Here is an 18,622-nt window from a genome sequence, read left to right as displayed (position 1 = left end):
ACGCTGCGGCCCGCAACCGGGATCAGGCGTGCGGCTTTGTCCCTTTGGTCGTGGCGGACACGAGGATCGAGGCCGCGACGCAAGCGGTGAACAGATAGATGCCCCACCCCGTTTCGACCCGGCCCACGCCCATGCCCTTGATGATGACGACATAGAGCGCCAGCAGGAATACGTCCGCCATGGCGAGCTTTCCCACCCACGCCAGCAACGGGAGGGTGCGGGCGGTGATGCGGCCCCGGTGGATGAGCGCGAGGCCCACGGTCTTCAGCAGGGGTGCCACCATCGCCAGCAGCACCACCAGCAGCGCAAGGAACGGCGACGTCCCCCACAGGCCCGCCACCCCCGACACCACGCTGATGTCCGACAGCCCGAACAGGGGCAGCAGGCCCGCGCGCAGCAATGGTGCCACCCACGACAGCGGGAACAGCACCAGCAGCGACAGGTTCAGCCAGACGATGGCGCGGGGCGTGGCGGCGTTTGGCATCGTCACTCCGCGCCCGGTTTCTGCGTCAGCGGCACGATGTTGGTGCCGTTCGCCGTGCGTTGGTTTGCGATCACGGCGGCATCCAGCATCTCGTCATGCTCCAGCGCATAGCCAAGCAGGGGCAGGGTCGATTGCAGCTTGCCGTCGAGATACGCGAGCTGGCTGGCGACGCGGGCCTCCTCGATCTCGACCTGATCGGACCACGTGCGGATCTGTTCGCAGATGTGCCGTGCGTCAACGATGCGGGCCTGCTGATCTTCCGCCGCCTCCTGCCGCTGGCGCAGGAACGCCTTGGCGCGGGCGATGCGGTCGTTGGAATAGACTTCGGCCAGATGGCGGCTCTGCACGCTCATCTGGGCCGCGACCTCCATCACGCCGTTCTCCAGCCCCGGCAGGTCCGGGTGGTCGCGCAGATAGGCCAGCCGTTCGCGCACCGCGTCGAACTCCGAACTTAAGGTAAAGACGCCCGCCCGGTCGGCGGCGTGCACGGACGCATAGGCGCGCGCCACGTCATCCATGTTGATGTGGAAATTGCGGTGGCTGGTTTCCAGCGCCAGCATCCGCGCGGCGGTCGGCAGGAACGTCATCATGCCCACCAGCAGCGCGGTCAGGGCGCCCTGCACGACGGGACCGGCGGGCACGTTGCCGAAGGTGCCTGCGATCTGCAGCCACGGCACGACACCCGCCAGACACAGGGCCGTATAGGCCACTGCCGCGATGCCCGCAGCCGCGACGAAGATCAGGGATGTCGTGTGCAGCACGCGCATCACGTCCCGGCCGGAAAGTGTCATGTCGAAGTCCCTTGGCAGAGGGGTGCAGTCATGAGCGGACCTTAGCCGACGTACGGCACCCGTCTACCACCCTGCTGCGGGACCACTCTTGCCGTTGTTTCGTATTTAGGGGCAGTGATCCTGTCGATACGACGATCGATTGTGCATGATCTGGTGACGAAGCCGGTATGCCGCCACGTATCAACGATTGGGTCGCATTTGGTCGTTTGATTGTCTGCGGCCGCGGGACAATCCTGCAGACCGCCCCTTCATGCAATTTTCACGGCTGTGGCAAAAATATGGCGACCCGTTGGGTCACTGCGCCGCACATCGGATCACAGGGGGCGAATCGCCCGACCTCCGGCGTGGCCTCAGCCCGCGTAGCGCCGAGAGTATCGGGTGCCGAGGCTGGTCAGCATTTCGTACCCGATGGTGCCCGCGACCTGCGCCAGACGGTCCACGGGCTGATCCTCGCAGATGATCGCCAGCGACGCCGGATCCTCCGGCAGATCGGTCACGTCCACGGTGATCGCGTCCATCGAGATGCGGCCCACCACCGGGCAGGGCGTGTGGCCGTGCCACAGGTGCAGCCCCCGCGCCAACGCGCGGTGCAACCCGTCCGCATAGCCAGCCGCGACTGTTGCCAACCGCGTCGGTCGGTCCGCCTGCCACGCGTTGCCATAGCCCACGACCTCTCCGGCGGTCAGGTCGCGGATCTGGATCACCGGCAGGTCGAGGCGCACGACAGGCCGTGCGTCAACGAACGGGTGCCCGCCATAGAGGCCGATCCCCGCGCGGCATTCGTCGAAATGATACGCGGGCCCCAGCAGGATGCCACCGGTCGCCGCCAGACTGCGCGGCGTGGTGATGCCGTCCGTCATCTGGTGAAAGATGTCGAGCTGGTAGGGGTTCATCGGGTGGTCCGGCTCGTCCGCGCAGGCCAGATGCGACATGACCACGACGGGCTTGCGGCGCAGGGCCGCCTCGGCCACCGCCGCCCAGTCGTCCCATTCCAGCCCCAGCCGGTTCATGCCGGTGTCCAGTTGCAGGCCGAAGGGGGCGTCCGGCAGCGCCTCGAAATGGCGCTGGATCTGGTCCACGCTGTTCAGGATCGGCGTCAGATGCAGGGCGGCGATGGTGTCGGTATCGCCCCGCATGTGGCCCGACAGCACGCGGATCTGGGCCGTGTCGCCGATGGCCTCGCGGATCGCGGCGGCCTCTTCGACCATCGCGATGTAGAAGGTGCGCACACCCTGCTTCGCCAGCGTCTTGGCCACGCGCCCGGCGCCAAGGCCATAGGCATCGGCCTTGATCACCGCCGCGGTGTCGCAGGCGGTCAGGGCGTTCAGGCTGCGCCAGTTGTGGGCCAGGGCCGCAAGGTCGATGGTCAGGTGTCCGGTGCTCATGCGCCTTGTTCTGACAGGCGGCGGGCAGGGCGGCAAGACGCCGTGCGGTGCGATTGACCTTGGCAAGCCAAGTCCAGCGCGCCGCGGGGGCCTATTTGTCGCAAGATGATGGGCGGGTCAGTCCGCCGCAGGCTCGGTTTGGTCGATCTCCGGGTCGGCATCGGGCCCAGTGGCCGTGTCGGTGTCGGGCGTCGTGAGACGGTAGGTCTCCATCTCGGACGCGGTCAGCAGATAGATCTCGTCGGGGGGTGTCGTCAACGCGTGGCGCATTACCAGCGGGTCGATGTCCATGTCCGAGAGATAGGTCATGACCTCGCCCTGCCCGCGCTGGATGTCTTCGACGGCCAGAAAGGTGGGCAGGGCGGTATTCTCGCCGAAATAGTGCTGATGCACGCCAACGAGACCGCCGTCGGCGACGGTGCGGGTGGTGCCCGCCGCCAGCAGATAGGGGCAGGCGGACAGGCAGACGTCGGTGTCCGACAGCGCGGTGGTGATCCCTGCGGCGCGGATCGCTGTGCCCATCGCCAGCGCGTCCTGCACCGACCCGCCGGGAGAGTTCAGGAAGGCCTGCACAGGCGCTGGATCGACGGTGCCCAGGAATTCGGTAAAGCGGTCGGCGTCGCCGGTGGCGATCTGACCCGTCAGGGTGATGGTGGGTTCACCGTTCCAGACCGTATCGACGAAGTCGAGCCGCGTCGGCATGTCGGTGGTGTCGGGAATGGGGCGCGTGCCGGGGGCGGCGGGGCGTGGCGCGATGCGGTCCGGGTCATAGCGGCGCGTCTGGTCGCCGGGGGCCAGCGGTTCGGTCAGGGCGGGGGCCGTCGACGGGAACGCCAGTTGCGGCAGCACCCGCAACCCGTCGAGGCCGATCAGCACGGCGGCGAAGCCCAGTTGCAGGCCGAAGGTCCAGCGCAGCATCCGCGGCGCGGGCCAGCGTGACGGGGCGGGTGCCGCCGGGCGCGTAGGGTCCACGCCGACCAGCGTCGGCGACGCTCCGTCGGTGTCCGCGTCTTGCGCCGTCACGACGTGAACGGCTTATCGGCCGACGGGTCCCTGCGGTCCGCCGTCGCCGCCGCCGCCGCCAGCGTGGCGTCCGTGCGGTCCATCGCCGCCTCCATCTCGCGCATGGCGCGGAGCGCGCCGCGCAGTTCGGCCAGCGTCATCGTATCCTCGGTCGCGGTGCCGTCGCGGCTGGCGCGGATCGCGGCCTTGGTCACCGCAAGGATCAGCACCAGCACGGCGGGCAGCAGATCGATGGCGATGGCTCCGGCCCAGCTGGGGATGAAGTTGCCCGCGTAGCGGATCACCGCGTCGGCGGACGAGATCGGGGTATAGCTGATGTCGGCGGGCGGCGTCATCGCCAGCACGTCCTGTGCCGCCGCTTGCAGGCTGGTCGCCCGCTGCGCCAGCACCGTCAGCACCGAATCGATTGTGGCCTGCTGGCCCGCCCGCGTGGTGTCGTCGGTGCCGTCCAGGCTGGGCAGCACCACCGCATCGGCCAGATCCGCCGCCGCCCGGTCCACCAGCGGGGCGACCGACAGCTGGCGCAGCTGCGTGATGACGTTGGCAAGACGCACCGCCTCTTCGCTGAACAGGACGGAACGGTCCTCGACCGCGCCCGCCTCGACCGTCAGGGCGCGCATCCGTGACAGCGACGCGTTGCCGTCGGTAAAGGCCTGTTCGACCAGCGGCGCCTGTGCGGTGATCTGCGTCTCCAGCGCTGCCAGCTCGTCCGCCTTTTGCTGCAGCAGGCGGAACACCGCGCCTTGCCCCGCAAAGCCCGACAGCTGCCCCGTCGCCTCTTGGGCGCCGAGGTCCTGAAACGACTGGCGCACGCGGGCCACGTCGCGCGACAGGCCCTGGGCGGACTGCGTGATCTCGTCTGCGCGTTCCAGCGCGTCCTGATACTGTTGCACGGTCACCGCCAGATGCTGTTCCACCGCCGCCCCGCCCGCCAGCGCGGCGGCGTTCAGCCAAGATGACATGGCGACGATGGCAAGGCTGCCCACCGCCATCGCGAGCGTCAGCCCGACCCGCGCCACTGCGGTCTGCACCGCAGGCACGAGGCGCAGCATGTAGGACCAGAACACGAAGATCGCGACCGACACGGCCACCGAATAGGCCAGAGCCGCGATCACCGGCAGCGCCCCTTCGCCGTCCAGCAGCGACGAGACGCCGAGATAGGTGTAGATGCCGGAGGCGACAGACAGCACCCCCAGCGCCGTGCCCGTCACGGTGTCGAGCCAGGCGAGGTGATCCTCCAGATCGCGCGCGTTGCGGATGTTGCGGGTTTCGGTGCGGGAGGCGGTCTGGTCCTGGCGGGTGGCGTCGGTCATCGGGGCCCTTTCGGCAACTCGGGTGAAGATAGGCGCTTGCGGGGCGGTTGCAAATGACAGGGGCGTGGGGGGCTTGGCAGGGGCGGCCCGTGCCGGGCCGCGTGGAGGTTTTGCACCTCCACACCTCCGCAGGATATTTTCGACCAGAAGAAGGAGGGGCGATCAGTCGAGGCGTTTTGTGAACCGCGGGCCGGGGGCGCGGCGGATGTAGCCCATGGCCTCAGAGGCCGATCGCGCGCCCGTATTGTCAGGGTCTGTGCCGATACTGACATACTGGCAGGAGAGGCGGCGGGCCGTAGCCTCGACCGCCGAGAGGAGGGCGCGTCCCACCCCCCGGCCACGCCAATCCGCCGCGACGAACGTGTGGTGCAGATCAAGGCCCCGCCGCGCATGCTGCACCTGTGGGGTGCCAAGGTTCCGGGCATAGCGGATGGGGGCCAGGCCGTGACGCGCGATCAGACCGTGACGCCATGGCGGTGTGGCGAACAGGTCGCGGGTCAGGGCCGCGGCGTCGGCGCGGGTGTCCTCGCCGTGAAACGCGCCCAACGCGCCGGACATTGTGACCAGATCGGGGATGTCGGCGGGGGTGACCACCCGGATGTCAAAATCCGACATCGCCCCCACCGTTGCCGTCCTGCTGCCAGGGCTTCACCAGATTGCCGAAGCGGGTGAAGCGGCCCTCGAAGCTGAGTTCCACGGTGCCGATGGGGCCGTGGCGCTGCTTGCCGATCACGACCTCGGCCTTGCCGCGCAGGCGCTCCATCTCTTCCTGCCAGATCGCGATCTTGTCCATCTCGTGATCGCCCGGCTTCTCGCGTTCCTTGTAGTATTCCTCGCGGAACACGAACATCACCACGTCGGCATCCTGCTCGATCGAGCCGGATTCGCGCAGGTCCGACAGCTGCGGGCGCTTGTCCTCGCGGTTTTCGACCTGACGCGACAGCTGCGACAGGGCGATCACGGGGATCTGCAACTCCTTGGCGATGGCCTTGAGCCCCATCGTGATCTCGGAGATCTCGTTCACGCGGTTCTCGCTCCGCCCGGTGCCGCGCACCAGCTGCAGATAGTCCACCACCAGCACGTCGAGGCCGTGGGTCCGCTTCAGCCGCCGCGCACGGGCGGCGAGCTGCGAGATCGGCAGGGCGGGCGTGTCGTCGATGAACAGCGGGCAGGATTCCAGCTGCTTGGCCGCATCGACGAAGCGTCGGAACTCCACCTCGGTCATGTCGCCGCGGCGGATCTGTTCGGACGGCACCTCGGCCGCCTCTGACAGGATGCGGGCGGCGAGTTGTTCGGCCGACATCTCAAGGCTGTAGAAGCCCACGACGCCGCCGTTCACCGCGCCCTCGGTGCCGTCGTGCAGGATGCCCTTCTTGTAGGCCTTGGCGATGTTGTAGGCGATGTTGGTGGCCAGCGACGTCTTACCCATCGACGGGCGCCCGGCAAGGATCAGCAGGTCGGACTTGTGCAGCCCGCCCAGTTTCTTGTCGAGGTCGATCAGCCCGGTGGACACGCCAGCCAGCCCGCCGTCGCGCTGATAGGCGGCGTTTGCCATGTTCACCGCATCCGTGACGGCGCGCAGGAACGACTGGAAGCCACTATCGGCGGTCCCGCTTTCGGCCAGCGCATAGAGCGCCTGTTCCGCCTCCACGATCTGGTCCTTGGGTTCCGACGCCACATCGACCTTGCTCGCCTTTGCGGCGATGGTCTGGCCGACCTGGATCAGCTGCCGCCGGATCGCCAGATCGTAGATCATCTGCGCATAGTCGCGCGCGGCGAAGGCCGACGTGGCGCTGGCCGCCAGCCGCACGAGGTAGGCGCCGCCGCCGAGTTCGGCCAACCCCTCGTCGTCCTCCATATAGGATTTCAGCGTGACGGGGCTGGCCAGTGCGTTCTTGGACAGCCGTGCCGCCGCGCAGTCGAAGATACGGGCGTGCACGGGGTCATAGAAATGCTGCGGGCCGAGGATGCTGGCGATGCGGTCGAAGATGTCGTTGTTGGTCAGGATCGCGCCCAGCAGCTGCTGTTCCGCCTCGATCGAGTGGGGCATCGTGTCGGCCAGCGCCGCGTCGGTCCCCGTGGCGTTGAAAAGGCTGATCTCGTTCATCTGACGTTCATTCCCGCTGCAGTGCCCGGCAGCGCCCCGGTGGGCGCGCGTCCCGTGGTTCTAGACCAGCGGGGCGGGCGACCCAATGGCATTGATCTGTGGATAACTGCGACAGGTCGGTTGACACAAGATCGGGGGCGCGGCCCCGTGCGGCGCGCCAACGGCAGGCACCTGCATCGGCAGGAAACCGCCCGCCGGGGATTGGACGCCGGGCGGGCAGTCAGACCGTGATGCTGGGGGTCCAGCCGGCCGGATTGCGCAAGTAGGCCTCGACCCCTTCCAGCGTCGCCGCGTCGAAGCTGCCGCGGGTGCGGGCGACCGCGATCACGTCCCACCACGTGCATAGGTGCAGCAGTTGCACGCCGTGGTCCGACAGGCGCTGCTCGACGCGTTCGAAGATGCCGTAGTAGAAGATCACGGCGGTCGCCGCACAGGTCGCCCCGGTGTCGCGGATCGCATCGACGAAGGACAGTTTCGATCCGCCGTCGGTCGTCAGATCCTCGACCAGCAGGACGCGCTGGCCGGGGGTCATGACACCTTCGATGCAGGCGTTGCGGCCGTAGCCCTTGGGCTTCTTGCGCACATAGGTCATCGGCAGCGCCATCCGTTCGGCCACGAGTGCGGCAAAGGGGATGCCCGCCGTCTCGCCGCCGGCGACGTTGTCGAATGCCTCGAACCCCGCCTCGCGCATCACCGTGACGGTCAGGAAATCCATCAGCGTCGCCCGGATGCGGGGATAGGAGATCAGCTTGCGGCAATCGACGTAAGTCGGTGCCTGCTTGCCGCTGGCATGGGTGAACGGCGTCGCGGTGTTGAAATCCACCGCGCCGATCTCCAGCAGCATGCCTGCGGTCAGGCGGGCGATCTCGTCCTTGGTGGGATAGCTGGTGGGGATCATGGCGCGGGTCTTTCGATCAGGGTGGGGTCAGGCGACATGCCAGTGCAGCGGGAAGCCGGGGTCGAACACGGTGACGGGGCCGTCGTCGGTGGCGATCGTGGCGGGCGTGACGAGGGGCGCGCCCTTGGTCAGGGTGATCGTCGCAGTGTTCGCGGGCAGGCCGTAGAACGCCGGTCCGTTCAGTGATGTGAACGCCTCCAGCCGGGGCAGGGCGTCGGCGGCCTCGAACACCTCTGCCAGGCACGACAGGGTGTTGGTCGCGCTGAACACGCCCGCACAGCCGCAGGGCTGCAGCTTGGCCGCATCCGTGTGGGGGGCCGAGTCGGTGCCGAGGAAGAATCGCTTGTCGCCGGAAATCGCCGCCTGCACGAGGGCCACGCGGTGGGTTTCGCGCTTGGCCACGGGCAGGCAATAGAAATGCGGCCGTATGCCACCGGCAAGGATGTGGTTGCGGTTGATGATCAGGTGATGCGTCGTGATGGTGGCGGCGAGGTTGCGGCCAGCGTCGCGAACGTAATCGACGGCATCCTCTGTCGTCACATGCTCCATCACGACCCTCAGGTCGGGATTGCGGCGGCGCAGCGGGGTCAGGATGCGGTCGATGAACACCGCTTCGCGGTCGAAGATGTCGACGGCGTGATCCGTCACCTCGCCGTGGATGCACAGGGGCAGACCGATCTCGGCCATGCGGTCCAGCACCGGGCGCACCCGGTCGAAATCCCGCACACCGCTGGCGGAATTGGTCGTGGCCCCGGCGGGATAGAGCTTTACCGCCGTGACGATGCCTGCGGCATGGGCCGCGGCCACGTCGTCGGGATCGGTGTCCTCGGTCAGATAGAGCGTCATCAGCGGCGTGAAATCGGCCCCCGCCGGCAGCGCGGCCATGATGCGGTCGCGGTACGCTGCCGCGTCGGCCCCGGTGACGACGGGCGGCACGAGGTTCGGCATCACGATGGCACGGGCAAAGTGTCGTGCTGTTTCCGGCAGCACGGCCCGCAACATCGCCCCGTCGCGCAGGTGCAGGTGCCAGTCGTCGGGACGGCGCAGGGTCAGGGATGTGTGTTCGGCCATGATCCGCGTCTATACCGGAAACCGTGGTGCTGACCAGATGCCGCGGCGTCAGTTCCGCCGTGAAAGCCGCGCTGCGCTTGCCTGTCCCGTGTCAGTGTGGCGTCGCCGGATCGGGATCGGCGGGCATCCCCATCTCGTCCAGTTGCCGCGCCCAATAGGGGTCGCGCCCCTCTGACAGAAACCGGCGGCACAGGCCGGCGGCCAGCGCCACATGGCCGGTTTCGCGGGCCCGGCGGACCAGCAGACGGCGGTAGCCCGCAAAGGTCTTGCGACCCGACGTCAGTTCCGTGAAAAGCTCTGGCGTCAATGTCCCTGCCATCGCGGCGCGGATCGTCGGTTCAAGTGCGCCCAGCGTGTCCAGCACGGTATCCAAACGTCCGTTCAAGCCGCGCGCGCGCAGCATCTGGACATTGGCGCGGGTGAACAGCGCCGCATGCATCGCGTCGAGGCGCTGTTGCGGGTTGTAGGCGATCCAGACCTGACGGGCCGCGTCGATCATGTCGGGGGCATAGCCGTAGCGGTCGGCGAAGCTGACGCGGCGGTGGGTGACGAATCGCTGGTCCCAGGCAGCGATCCGCGCCTCCAGCGTCGCCTGCGGGGCCAGCGCCAGCACGCGGGCACCGGGTGCCGCCACGCTGTAGGCGGCGGCGCCGTAACCACCCGCCTGCGCGCCGTAGAACAGTACATCCTCGAAGTCTTCGAAGAATCCGTCGTCGATCAGCCGGTCGATGTGGCGATAGATCGCCACGTCGCGAAACCAGCTTTCGGTGTGGCTGATGATCCCCAGATGCGACCAGCCGTCCTGACGGGCATAGGCGAACCCCCGCGGCAGCGCGTCCGGCAGCGCGCGCACCTCTGCCGCATTCTCGAACGTCACCAGCAGCTTGGGGCCTGCGTCCAGAAATGTGGCCGCGTGGTCGCGACCCAGCGGCGTGAAGGTGCCGTGCGCTTCGACCACATCCTCGAGGGCGGCCAGCCAGGCGTCGTGATCCAGCCCCCGCAGGTTGGCGGCGATCGGCAGGGCATGGTCGGTCATAAGGCTCTCCTGGTCTGACGATGGCGGCGTCGCGACAAGTCTTGCCCCGTCATTGCGGCGAAAATGGGCAAGGCGTGCGCCGGATTTGCGGTGCGCTGTCCCGTGCCGCATCCTGTGGGTCGCAAGGTAGGGCGTGCGGCCGCGTGCGGCAACCGATCCCGCAGACCGCAGGGACGTGCGCGCATGACTTGACTGCACCGCGACACGGTGCAGGTTGGCGGGTGGGGATCACGGGGCGGCGGGGGAACGGCACCATGGCATTCGACAGCATCGACGACGTGCAGACGGCATTGGCCGCCGAAGGCTATGTCTGCCCGCGTCCCCTGGCGACGGTGGTGTTCCTGGCCCTGCGCCTGGGGCGGCCCCTGTTCCTCGAAGGTGAGGCAGGCACCGGTAAGACCGAGATCGCCAAGGCGCTGTCCGCAGCCCTGGGCCGCCGCCTGATCCGCCTGCAGTGTTATGAAGGGCTGGATGCGTCCTCGGCGGTCTACGAATGGAACTTCGCCGCCCAGATGATCGCCATCCGCAGCGCCGAGGCGGCTGGTGGCACCGATGCCGCCAGCCTGCGCGCCGATCTGTTCGCCGACGATTTCCTGATCGAACGCCCGCTGCTGCAGGCCCTGCGCCCGCAGCCGGGCGGCGCACCTGTCCTGCTGATCGACGAGATCGACCGCACCGACGCCCCGTTCGAGGCGTTCCTGCTGGAGGCGCTGTCCGACTTTCAGGTCACGATCCCCGAGCGCGGCACCATCAAGGCGCCGACGCCGCCCATCGTGATCCTGACCTCGAACCGCACGCGCGAGGTGCATGACGCGCTGAAGCGGCGGTGCCTGTATCACTGGGTCGATTACCCGGACTTCGACCGCGAACTCGACATCCTGCACGCCCGCGCGCCCGAAGCCGCCGAAACCCTCAGCCGCGAGGTGGTGGCCTTTGTCCAGCGCCTGCGCACCGAGGATCTGTTCAAGACGCCGGGTGTCGCCGAAACCATCGACTGGGCGAAATGCCTGCTGGCGCTGGACGTCATCGACCTGTCGCCGGCGGTGATCGCCGACACGCTGGGCGCGCTGCTGAAATATCAGGACGACATCCGCAAGATCGAAGGGTCGAAGGCGAAACAGATCCTCGACGAGGCGCGCGCCGCGATCCCCGCATGATCCGCCGCGGGCCGCGATCGCTTCGGGCCTTGCGGGACCCACGTCGGCAGCGCGTGGCGGGATGGCAGCCGACATGGTAGAGCTTGCCGATCTCGAACTGCCGGACAATCCGCGCCTTGCCAGCAACATCGCGCATTTCGCCCGCGCCCTGCGGCGGGCGGGTCTGCCCGTGGGACCGGGCCGCGTCGTCGATGCGATCCGCGCCGTGGGCGTCGCGGGCTTTACCGACCGGCAGGACTTCTATTGGACGCTGCACGCCTGCTTCGTGTCCAAGCGCGAGGAGCAGACGGTCTTTGCGCAACTCTTCCGCCTCTACTGGCGCGACCCGCGCTTTCTCGAACAGATGATGTCGTTCATGCAGCCGATGGTGCGCGGCGTGGCCGAGGAACGCGTGGCCCAACCCGCCGAGAAGCGTGCCGCCGAAGCGTTGCTGGACGGACAGGAGCGCGAGACACCCGGCGCGCCGGAGCAGCCCGAGGAGGAGATGATCCTCGACATCGATGCCAGCCGCACGATCAGCACCGAAGAGCGGCTGCGCAGCCTCGACTTCGAGCAGATGAGCCTGGCCGAGATGCAGGCGGCGCGGCGCATCCTGGCGACCATGACGCTGCCGGTGAAACCGCTGTCGTCGCGCCGCACGCAGGCCCTGCCGGGCCGCATCCCCGACTGGCGCGGCACGCAGCGCGCCGCCCTGCGCACGGGTGGCGAGATCGTGGGCATGGCGACCAAGCGTCGTCGCCTGCGCTATCCCAACCTCGTGGTGCTGTGCGACATCTCGGGCTCGATGGCGCAGTATTCGCGGGCGGTGCTGCATTTCGTGCATGGCGTGTCGAACCGGCGCGGACAGGGCTGGGCGCAGGTCCATGCGTTCACCTTCGGCACGCGGCTGACCAACATCACCCGGCATCTGGCGACCCGCGACGTGGATGCGGCGCTGGCCAGTGCGGGGGCGCAGGCGCAGGACTGGGAAGGCGGCACGCGGATCGGGGCTTGTCTGCATGCCTTCAACCGCGACTGGTCGCGGCGGGTCATGGGGCAGGGCGCGGTGGTGCTGCTGATCACCGACGGCCTCGACCGCGATCCCGCCGCCGATCTGGGGGCAGAGATGCAGCGCCTGCGGCTGAGCGCGCGGCAGCTGGTCTGGCTGAACCCGCTGCTGCGCTGGGACGGGTTCGCGCCCAAGGCGCGCGGCATCGCCGCCATGCTGCCGCATGTGACCAGCTTTCGCGCGGGCCATTCCATCGCCTCGCTCGCGGGGCTTGCGGATGCGCTGTCGCGGCCCGAGGATACCGGCGAGAAGGCGCGGATGCTGGCCGCCATGGCGGATGACGGCGATGCGGGCGCGCATCCGTTCGGGTTCACCCGCGCCAATCACGACAAAGGACACATGCGATGACCGATCATCTGCTGCAGACCGCACGCGACTGGCACCGGGCGGGACGCGGTGTCGCCATTGCCACCGTGGTCGAGACATGGGGCTCTGCCCCGCGCGGCGTGGGATCGCTGCTGATCATCGACGACACCGGGCGGATGGAGGGGTCGGTGTCCGGTGGCTGCGTCGAAGGCGCGGTGATCCTCGAGGCGCTGGACGCGATCCCCCAGGGCACGGCGCGGCTGCTGGACTACGGCGTCAGCGACGACGCGGCATTTGCGGTCGGTCTGGCCTGTGGCGGGCGCATCCGGGTGCTGGTCGAACCCGTGGGCGGGGCTATGCCCATCCCGCTGCTGACGGCGTTGGTGGACGCCATCACCGCCCGTCAACCCATCGCCTATGTCACCGATCTGGACGGCGGCCCGCCCACGCTGGCGGACCCCGCAGCCTACCCCGAACGGTTCCGGCTGGACCGCAGCGGGGTCGAGGACGATGCGCGCACTTTCGTCGCCATCCACAACCCGCCGCTGCGGATGATCGTCGTCGGTGCCGTGCATATCGCGCAGGCGCTGCTGCCGATGGCGCGGGCCTGCGGGTTCGATCCGGTGCTCATCGATCCGCGCGGCGCCTTCGGCTCTGCCGACCGGTTCCCGGGCGAGACGATCCTGGAGGATTGGCCGGACGCGGCGATGGCCGCCCTCGCCCCGGACAGCCGCACCGCCGTGGTCACGCTGACCCACGATCCGAAACTCGACGATCCGGCGATTGCGGCCACGTTGCGCAGCGGGGCCTTCTACCTTGGCTGCCTCGGCTCGAAACGCACCCATGCGAAACGGGTGGACAGGCTGACCGCCGACGGCTTCGGTGCGGACGACATCGCGCGCATCCACGCGCCCGTGGGCCTCGATCTGGGGGGCCGGGCCCCGGCGGAGATCGCGGTCAGCATCATGGCGCAGGTGATCGCTACCTTGCGGCGTCCCGCATGAAATTCGGCCCCGTGCCGCTGGCCGAGGCGCTGGGCGGCGTGCTGGCGCACCAGCTCGGTGCCGACACGCTGGCGCTGCCCAAGGGGCATGTGCTGACGGCCGACGACCTGCACCGTCTGGCGGCGGCGGGCGTGGCCCACGTCACCATCGCGCGGCTGGAGGCGGGCGACGTGGACGAGGATACCGCCGCCGCGACCATTGCGGCGGCCCTGACCGGCCCCGCCACCGGCCTGCGGCGCAGCGTCGCGGCGACGGGTCGCGTCAACGTGATTGCGGACGGACCCGGCCTCGTCACGCTCGACGTAAGCGCGGTTCATGCGGTGAACGCGGTGCATCCGATGATCACGCTGGCGACCGTGCCGCCGCTGCAGCGGATGGAGGCGGGCGGGCTGGTGGCGACGGTCAAGATCATCGCCTATGCGGTGGCGCGCACGGATCTGGACGCCGCGTGTCGCGCGGGTGCGGGCGCCCTTGGCCTGACGATGCCGGTCATCGACCGCGTGGCCCTGATCGAGACGCAGGCGGGCCGCGATCTGGGCGACAAGGGGATGCGGTCGCTGATCGCGCGTCTGGACCGGCTGGGTGTGGCCTTTGCCGGTCGCAGCTGCGTGAACCACGACGCGCAAGCCATTGCGCAGGCGCTGGAATCGACCGATGCGCCGCTGGTCTGCATCCTGACCGCCACGGCCACGTCTGACATTGCCGATACGGCCCCGATGGCGGTGCGGCTGGCAGGCGGCACGGTCGATCATTTCGGGATGCCGGTCGATCCGGGGAACCTGCTGTTCCTGGGTCGGCACGCCGGGCGGCCCGTGATCGGCCTGCCGGGTTGCGCGCGTTCGCCCGCGCTGAACGGCGCCGATTGGGTGCTGGAACGGCTGATCTGCGGTATGGGCGTCACGCCGCGCGACATCGCGGCAATGGGTGTGGGTGGCCTGCTGAAGGAAATCCCGAGCCGTCCGCGTCCACGCCGGATCGACGCCGCCGCATCAGACTGATCTGCTTTGATGCGCTGCAGCATCGTCGACCGTGCAGGTGCAGCGAAATTGCGTGCTTCCCAGGTTGTGGATCGCATGCTTAGACTGATGGCAAGCATGAGGTTTCGGGAGGACTTTCACGTGCGCGTATCGATGACGGTAAATGGTCGTAATGTATCCGGCGAGGTCGAGGGGCGGACCCTTCTGGTCGAGTTCCTGCGCGAAGGGCTGCACCTGACGGGCACCCATGTGGGCTGCGACACGTCCCAGTGCGGCGCCTGCACGGTGCATGTGGACGGGATGCAGGTGAAGGCCTGCAGCATGTTCGCCGCCGAGGCGGACGGCGCGCAGGTCGCCACCATCGAAGGCGTCGCCGCCAACGACGGCACGCTGAGCGCGATCCAGCAGGCGTTCCAGGACCACCACGGTCTGCAGTGCGGGTTCTGCACCCCTGGTATGGTGATGGCGGCCGCCAGCCTGCTGAAGGCCAACCCCAAGCCCACCGAGCACGAGGTGCGCGAGCATCTGGAAGGCAACATCTGCCGTTGCACGGGCTACCACAACATCGTCAAGGCGATCATGGCAGCGTCCGGGCAGGAAATGCCTGCGCTGGCCGCAGAGTAGGTGCTGCGGGGGTGAGGGCACAGGGGGGGCCAGCCCCCCGGCTGCACCGCCCCACAGGATATTTTTAACGAGAAGAAGCAGGGGGCTGCGACACGCGCCGGACCTGCATACTCTGGGAGGAGCGATACATGCCCAAGGACAGTGGAATCGGTGCCAGCAGCAAACGGCGCGAGGACGTGCGGTTTCTGACAGGCTCAGGGAACTACACGGATGACATCAACATCTTCGGTCAGCTTCACGTGCACTTCCTGCGCGCCGACATGGCCCATGCGAAACTGAACGGCGTCGACACGGCGGCTGCCGAAGCGATGCCCGGCGTGCACCGCGTGTTCACCGGCGCGGATTTCGAGGCGGTGGGCGGCATTCCCTGCGGCTGGCTGATCACCGACCGCTTCGGCCAGCCGATGCAGGAACCGCGCCACCCGGTGCTGGCGCACGGCAAGATCCGCCACGTGGGCGAGCCGATCTGCGCCGTCGTGGCCGACACGCTGGCGCAGGCCCGCGACGCCGCCGAAGCGATCGTGCTGGACTACGAGACGCTGCCCGCCGTGATCGACATGAAGGCGGCGGTATCGGACAGCTCGGTCAAGGTGCATGAGGAACTGACCTCAAACCTTTGCTATGACTGGGGTTTCGTCGAGGACAACCGCGATGCCGTCGATGCGGCGATCAAGGGTGCGGCGCATGTCACGACGCTGGAGCTGGTGAACAACCGTCTGGTCGCCAACCCGATGGAGCCACGCGTGGCGGTGGGCGAATACAACCGCTCCGACGACATGCACACGCTGCACACCACGTCGCAGAACCCGCATGTGATCCGTCTGCTGATGGGCGCTTTCGTGCTGGGCATCCCGGAGCACAAGCTGCGGGTCGTGGCCCCCGACGTGGGCGGCGGCTTCGGCACCAAGATCTTCCACTATGCGGAAGAGGCGTTCTGCACCTTCGCGGCCAAGGCGCTGAACCGCCCCGTCAAGTGGACCAGCACCCGGTCGGAAGCGTTCATGTCCGACGCGCATGGCCGTGATCATGTGACCAAGATCGAACTGGCGCTGGATGCGGACAACAACTTCGTCGCCGTGCGCACCGAGACCTACGCCAACATGGGTGCCTACCTCAGCACCTTCGCATCCTCGGTCCCGACGTGGCTGCACGGCACGCTGATGGCCGGCAACTACAAGACGCCGCATGTCTATGTGAACGTGAAGGCGGTGTTCACCAACACCGTGCCCGTCGATGCCTATCGCGGCGCGGGCCGGCCCGAGGCCACCTATCAGCTGGAGCGGGTCATCGACATGGCCGCGCGCGAGCTTGGCGTCGATCCGATCGCGCTGCGGCGGCAGAACTTCATCACCGAGTTCCCCTATGCCACGCCCGTGGCGGTGGAATACGACACCGGAGACTACCATGCGACGATGGACAAGCTGGAGGAGATCGCCGATTTCGCGGGCTTCAAGGCGCGTCGCGCCGAGAGCGAGCGGAACGGCAAGCTGCGCGGTCTGGGCATCAACTGCTACATCGAAGCCTGCGGCATCGCGCCATCGAACCTGGTAGGGCAGCTTGGGGCGCGGGCGGGTCTCTATGACGCGGCGACGGTGCGGGTGAACGCCACCGGCAGCATCAGCGTCATGGTCGGCGCGCACAGCCACGGGCAGGGCCACGAGACGTCCTTTCCACAGGTGATCTCCGAGATGATCGGCATACCCGAGGATCAGATCACGATCGTGCATGGCGACACCTCGAAGATCCCGTTCGGCATGGGCACCTACGGCTCGCGCAGCCTTGCGGTCTGCGGATCGGCCATGGTCCGCGCCGCCGAGAAGGTCATCAACAAGGCCAAGAAGATCGCGGCCCACCTGCTGGAAGCCTCCGACGGCGACATCGAGCTGAAGGACGGCCGGTTCAGCGTGGCGGGCACCGACAAGTCCGTGGCCTGGGGCGACGTGACGCTCGCAGCCTACGTGCCGCACAACTATCCGCTGACCGACATCGAACCGGGGCTGGAGGAGACGGCCTTCTACGATCCGGCCAACTTCACCTATCCCAGCGGTGCCTATGCCTGCGAGGTCGAGCTGGACCCGGAGACGGGTCATGTGAAGATCGACCGGTTCAGCGCGGCGGACGATTTCGGCAACATCATCAACCCGATGATCGTCACGGGTCAGGTGCATGGCGGGATCGCGCAGGGCATCGGTCAGGCCATGCTGGAAGGCTGCGTCTATGACGCGGACGGCCAGCTGCTGAGCGCGTCCTATATGGACTACGCGATGCCGCGCGCACTGGACGTGCCGTTTTACACGGTCGACCATTCCTGCCAGACGCCGTGCACGCACAACCCCCTCGGCGTGAAGGGCTGCGGCGAGGCCGGTGCCATCGGATCGCCGCCCAGCGTCGTGAATGCGGTGATCGACGCGATCGCGTCGGGGTCCGGCAAGGCGGTCGCGCATATCGACATGCCGCTGACGCCGTCCCGCGTCTGGGCGGCGATGCAGTAAAATGGGGTGAGGGTGTTCCGGGGCGCTGCCCCGGACCCCGGGATATTTTTGACCAGAAGAAGCAGGGGACTGCCGGGCTGGTCACAGGACAAGGACGACACGTCATGTATGCATTCGACCTCGAACGACCCACGACACTGGACGCGGCGGTCAAGGCCATGGCCGCGGGCGGGCAACCGCTGTCCGGCGGCCAGACGCTGATCCCGACGCTGAAGGCGCGGCTGGCTGATCCCGGCAAGCTGATCAGCCTGCACAGCATACCGGAGCTGAAGGGCGTCAGCACCGACGCCGAGGGGCGCATCTGCATCAAGGGGGCGACGACCCATGGCACCGTCGCGGCAGAGGCGGTTGCCTATCCGGCGCTGGCGCATCTGGCGGCGCGCATCGGCGATCCGGCGGTGCGGACCCGTGGCACCATCGGTGGAAGCCTTGCGAACAACGACCCGTCCGCCTGCTATCCGGCAGCGGCGCTCGGGTCCGGGGCCACGATCTGCACCGACCGGCGCGAGATCGCGGCCGACGACTATTTCCAGGGAATGTTCGCGACCGCGCTGGAGGACGGCGAGATCGTGACGGAGGTGAAATTCCCGGTGCCGCAGGTCGCGGCTTACGAGAAGTTCATCCAGCCCGCGTCGCGCTTTCCGCTGGTGGCGGTCTTTGTGGCGAAGTTCGCGGACGGCGTGCGGGTGGCGATCACCGGCGCGTCCGAGACCGGCGTGTTCCGCTGGGCCGAGGCGGAGGCGGCACTGTCGGCGCGGTTCGAGGCATCCGCCCTCGACGGGTTGGCGATGGACCCGGATCACATGATCGCGGATCTGCATGGCGACAAGGCCTATCGCGCGCATCTGTGTGGCGTGATGGCGAAGCGCGCGGTCATGCACGCGGCGTGAGGGGCAGCGGACAAGC

The 18,622-nt window shown here is 68.1% G+C and carries 17 protein-coding genes; 7 read left to right on the top strand and 10 right to left on the bottom strand.

The annotated features are described in order from the left end of the window. Positions 1 to 22: 22 nt before the first annotated feature. The 10 genes from BMX16_RS01570 to BMX16_RS01525 all read right to left on the bottom strand — a co-directional run bounded on the left by BMX16_RS01570 (position 23) and on the right by BMX16_RS01525 (position 10,108). Positions 23 to 484, bottom strand: a complete 462-nt coding sequence (locus tag BMX16_RS01570) for a paraquat-inducible protein A (protein ID WP_089897961.1) — start codon at positions 482 to 484, stop codon at positions 23 to 25. 2 nt (positions 485 to 486) lie between these two features. After that, a complete protein-coding gene (locus tag BMX16_RS01565) occupies positions 487 to 1,275 on the bottom strand; it encodes a DNA repair protein (protein WP_177174539.1) in 789 nt (262 codons plus the stop codon). Positions 1,276 to 1,625: 350 nt separating this feature from the next. Continuing rightward, positions 1,626 to 2,660, bottom strand: a complete 1,035-nt coding sequence (gene alr / locus BMX16_RS01560; protein WP_089897959.1) for an alanine racemase — start codon at positions 2,658 to 2,660, stop codon at positions 1,626 to 1,628. A gap of 117 nt (positions 2,661 to 2,777) precedes the next feature. Beyond that, positions 2,778 to 3,578, bottom strand: a complete 801-nt coding sequence (locus BMX16_RS01555; RefSeq protein ID WP_425433990.1) for a COG3904 family protein — start codon at positions 3,576 to 3,578, stop codon at positions 2,778 to 2,780. Positions 3,579 to 3,679: 101 nt separating this feature from the next. Continuing rightward, complete coding sequence (locus BMX16_RS01550; RefSeq protein WP_245731207.1) at positions 3,680 to 4,996, bottom strand: hypothetical protein; 1,317 nt, start codon at positions 4,994 to 4,996, stop codon at positions 3,680 to 3,682. 162 nt (positions 4,997 to 5,158) lie between these two features. Further along, positions 5,159 to 5,611 carry a GNAT family N-acetyltransferase gene (locus tag BMX16_RS01545; protein WP_143057978.1) on the bottom strand — a complete coding sequence of 151 codons (453 nt, stop codon included), beginning with the start codon at positions 5,609 to 5,611 and terminating at the stop codon, positions 5,159 to 5,161. Next, entirely contained in the window at positions 5,598 to 7,103 is a 1,506-nt protein-coding gene (locus BMX16_RS01540) for a replicative DNA helicase (protein ID WP_089897956.1), read from the bottom strand. The genes BMX16_RS01545 and BMX16_RS01540 overlap by 14 nt, the downstream gene beginning before the upstream one ends. Before the next feature lie 220 nt (positions 7,104 to 7,323). After that, entirely contained in the window at positions 7,324 to 8,001 is a 678-nt protein-coding gene (locus BMX16_RS01535) for an orotate phosphoribosyltransferase (RefSeq protein WP_089897954.1), read from the bottom strand. Between the two features lie 27 nt (positions 8,002 to 8,028). After that, positions 8,029 to 9,072 (bottom strand): dihydroorotase, encoded by a 1,044-nt coding sequence (gene pyrC / locus BMX16_RS01530; protein ID WP_089897952.1) that lies wholly within the window; start codon positions 9,070 to 9,072, stop codon positions 8,029 to 8,031. Between the two features lie 91 nt (positions 9,073 to 9,163). Continuing rightward, positions 9,164 to 10,108 (bottom strand): hypothetical protein, encoded by a 945-nt coding sequence (locus BMX16_RS01525; RefSeq protein WP_089897950.1) that lies wholly within the window; start codon positions 10,106 to 10,108, stop codon positions 9,164 to 9,166. A gap of 254 nt (positions 10,109 to 10,362) precedes the next feature. Between BMX16_RS01525 and BMX16_RS01520 the strand changes: the two genes are divergently transcribed. The 7 genes from BMX16_RS01520 to BMX16_RS01490 all read left to right on the top strand — a co-directional run bounded on the left by BMX16_RS01520 (position 10,363) and on the right by BMX16_RS01490 (position 18,606). Next, positions 10,363 to 11,265: an AAA family ATPase gene (locus tag BMX16_RS01520; RefSeq protein WP_089898323.1), complete on the top strand. Its 903-nt coding sequence runs from the start codon at positions 10,363 to 10,365 to the stop codon at positions 11,263 to 11,265. A gap of 73 nt (positions 11,266 to 11,338) precedes the next feature. Then, positions 11,339 to 12,661 carry a vWA domain-containing protein gene (locus tag BMX16_RS01515; RefSeq protein WP_089898322.1) on the top strand — a complete coding sequence of 441 codons (1,323 nt, stop codon included), beginning with the start codon at positions 11,339 to 11,341 and terminating at the stop codon, positions 12,659 to 12,661. Next, the gene (locus tag BMX16_RS01510) at positions 12,658 to 13,623 is read left to right on the top strand and encodes an XdhC family protein (RefSeq protein ID WP_089897948.1); all 966 of its coding nucleotides are present in this window, start codon (positions 12,658 to 12,660) and stop codon (positions 13,621 to 13,623) included. Before BMX16_RS01515 ends, BMX16_RS01510 begins: the two co-directional genes overlap by 4 nt. Continuing rightward, positions 13,620 to 14,621, top strand: a complete 1,002-nt coding sequence (locus BMX16_RS01505) for a molybdopterin-binding protein (RefSeq protein ID WP_089897946.1) — start codon at positions 13,620 to 13,622, stop codon at positions 14,619 to 14,621. The genes BMX16_RS01510 and BMX16_RS01505 overlap by 4 nt, the downstream gene beginning before the upstream one ends. 132 nt (positions 14,622 to 14,753) lie before the next feature. Continuing rightward, the gene (locus BMX16_RS01500; RefSeq protein WP_177174545.1) at positions 14,754 to 15,224 is read left to right on the top strand and encodes a (2Fe-2S)-binding protein; all 471 of its coding nucleotides are present in this window, start codon (positions 14,754 to 14,756) and stop codon (positions 15,222 to 15,224) included. A 128-nt stretch (positions 15,225 to 15,352) separates the two neighbouring features. Further along, on the top strand, positions 15,353 to 17,716 hold the full coding sequence (locus BMX16_RS01495) for a xanthine dehydrogenase family protein molybdopterin-binding subunit (RefSeq protein WP_089897942.1): 2,364 nt from the start codon (positions 15,353 to 15,355) through the stop codon (positions 17,714 to 17,716). Between the two features lie 104 nt (positions 17,717 to 17,820). Continuing rightward, the gene (locus BMX16_RS01490; protein WP_089897940.1) at positions 17,821 to 18,606 is read left to right on the top strand and encodes an FAD binding domain-containing protein; all 786 of its coding nucleotides are present in this window, start codon (positions 17,821 to 17,823) and stop codon (positions 18,604 to 18,606) included. The last annotated feature ends 16 nt before the right edge of the window (positions 18,607 to 18,622 follow it).

The organism is Loktanella fryxellensis, from assembly GCF_900110065.1.
GTDB lineage: Bacteria > Pseudomonadota > Alphaproteobacteria > Rhodobacterales > Rhodobacteraceae > Loktanella > Loktanella fryxellensis.
Note: the sequence above shows the minus strand (reverse complement) of the source record. Positions and strands in the feature narration are given on the sequence as shown.

Coding starts and splice junctions, on each gene's coding strand:
- BMX16_RS01510 (WP_089897948.1), top strand. CDS start 12,658: ATGACCGATCATCTGCTGCAGACCGCACGCGACTGGCACCGGGCGGGA.
- BMX16_RS01545 (WP_143057978.1), bottom strand. CDS start 5,611: ATGTCGGATTTTGACATCCGGGTGGTCACCCCCGCCGACATCCCCGAT.
- BMX16_RS01520 (WP_089898323.1), top strand. CDS start 10,363: ATGGCATTCGACAGCATCGACGACGTGCAGACGGCATTGGCCGCCGAA.
- BMX16_RS01540 (WP_089897956.1), bottom strand. CDS start 7,103: ATGAACGAGATCAGCCTTTTCAACGCCACGGGGACCGACGCGGCGCTG.
- BMX16_RS01525 (WP_089897950.1), bottom strand. CDS start 10,108: ATGACCGACCATGCCCTGCCGATCGCCGCCAACCTGCGGGGGCTGGAT.
- BMX16_RS01490 (WP_089897940.1), top strand. CDS start 17,821: ATGTATGCATTCGACCTCGAACGACCCACGACACTGGACGCGGCGGTC.
- BMX16_RS01570 (WP_089897961.1), bottom strand. CDS start 484: ATGCCAAACGCCGCCACGCCCCGCGCCATCGTCTGGCTGAACCTGTCG.
- BMX16_RS01555 (WP_425433990.1), bottom strand. CDS start 3,578: ATGCTGCGCTGGACCTTCGGCCTGCAACTGGGCTTCGCCGCCGTGCTG.
- BMX16_RS01535 (WP_089897954.1), bottom strand. CDS start 8,001: ATGATCCCCACCAGCTATCCCACCAAGGACGAGATCGCCCGCCTGACC.
- pyrC (WP_089897952.1), bottom strand. CDS start 9,072: ATGGCCGAACACACATCCCTGACCCTGCGCCGTCCCGACGACTGGCAC.
- BMX16_RS01565 (WP_177174539.1), bottom strand. CDS start 1,275: ATGACACTTTCCGGCCGGGACGTGATGCGCGTGCTGCACACGACATCC.
- BMX16_RS01515 (WP_089898322.1), top strand. CDS start 11,339: ATGGTAGAGCTTGCCGATCTCGAACTGCCGGACAATCCGCGCCTTGCC.
- alr (WP_089897959.1), bottom strand. CDS start 2,660: ATGAGCACCGGACACCTGACCATCGACCTTGCGGCCCTGGCCCACAAC.
- BMX16_RS01550 (WP_245731207.1), bottom strand. CDS start 4,996: ATGACCGACGCCACCCGCCAGGACCAGACCGCCTCCCGCACCGAAACC.
- BMX16_RS01495 (WP_089897942.1), top strand. CDS start 15,353: ATGCCCAAGGACAGTGGAATCGGTGCCAGCAGCAAACGGCGCGAGGAC.
- BMX16_RS01500 (WP_177174545.1), top strand. CDS start 14,754: ATGACGGTAAATGGTCGTAATGTATCCGGCGAGGTCGAGGGGCGGACC.
- BMX16_RS01505 (WP_089897946.1), top strand. CDS start 13,620: ATGAAATTCGGCCCCGTGCCGCTGGCCGAGGCGCTGGGCGGCGTGCTG.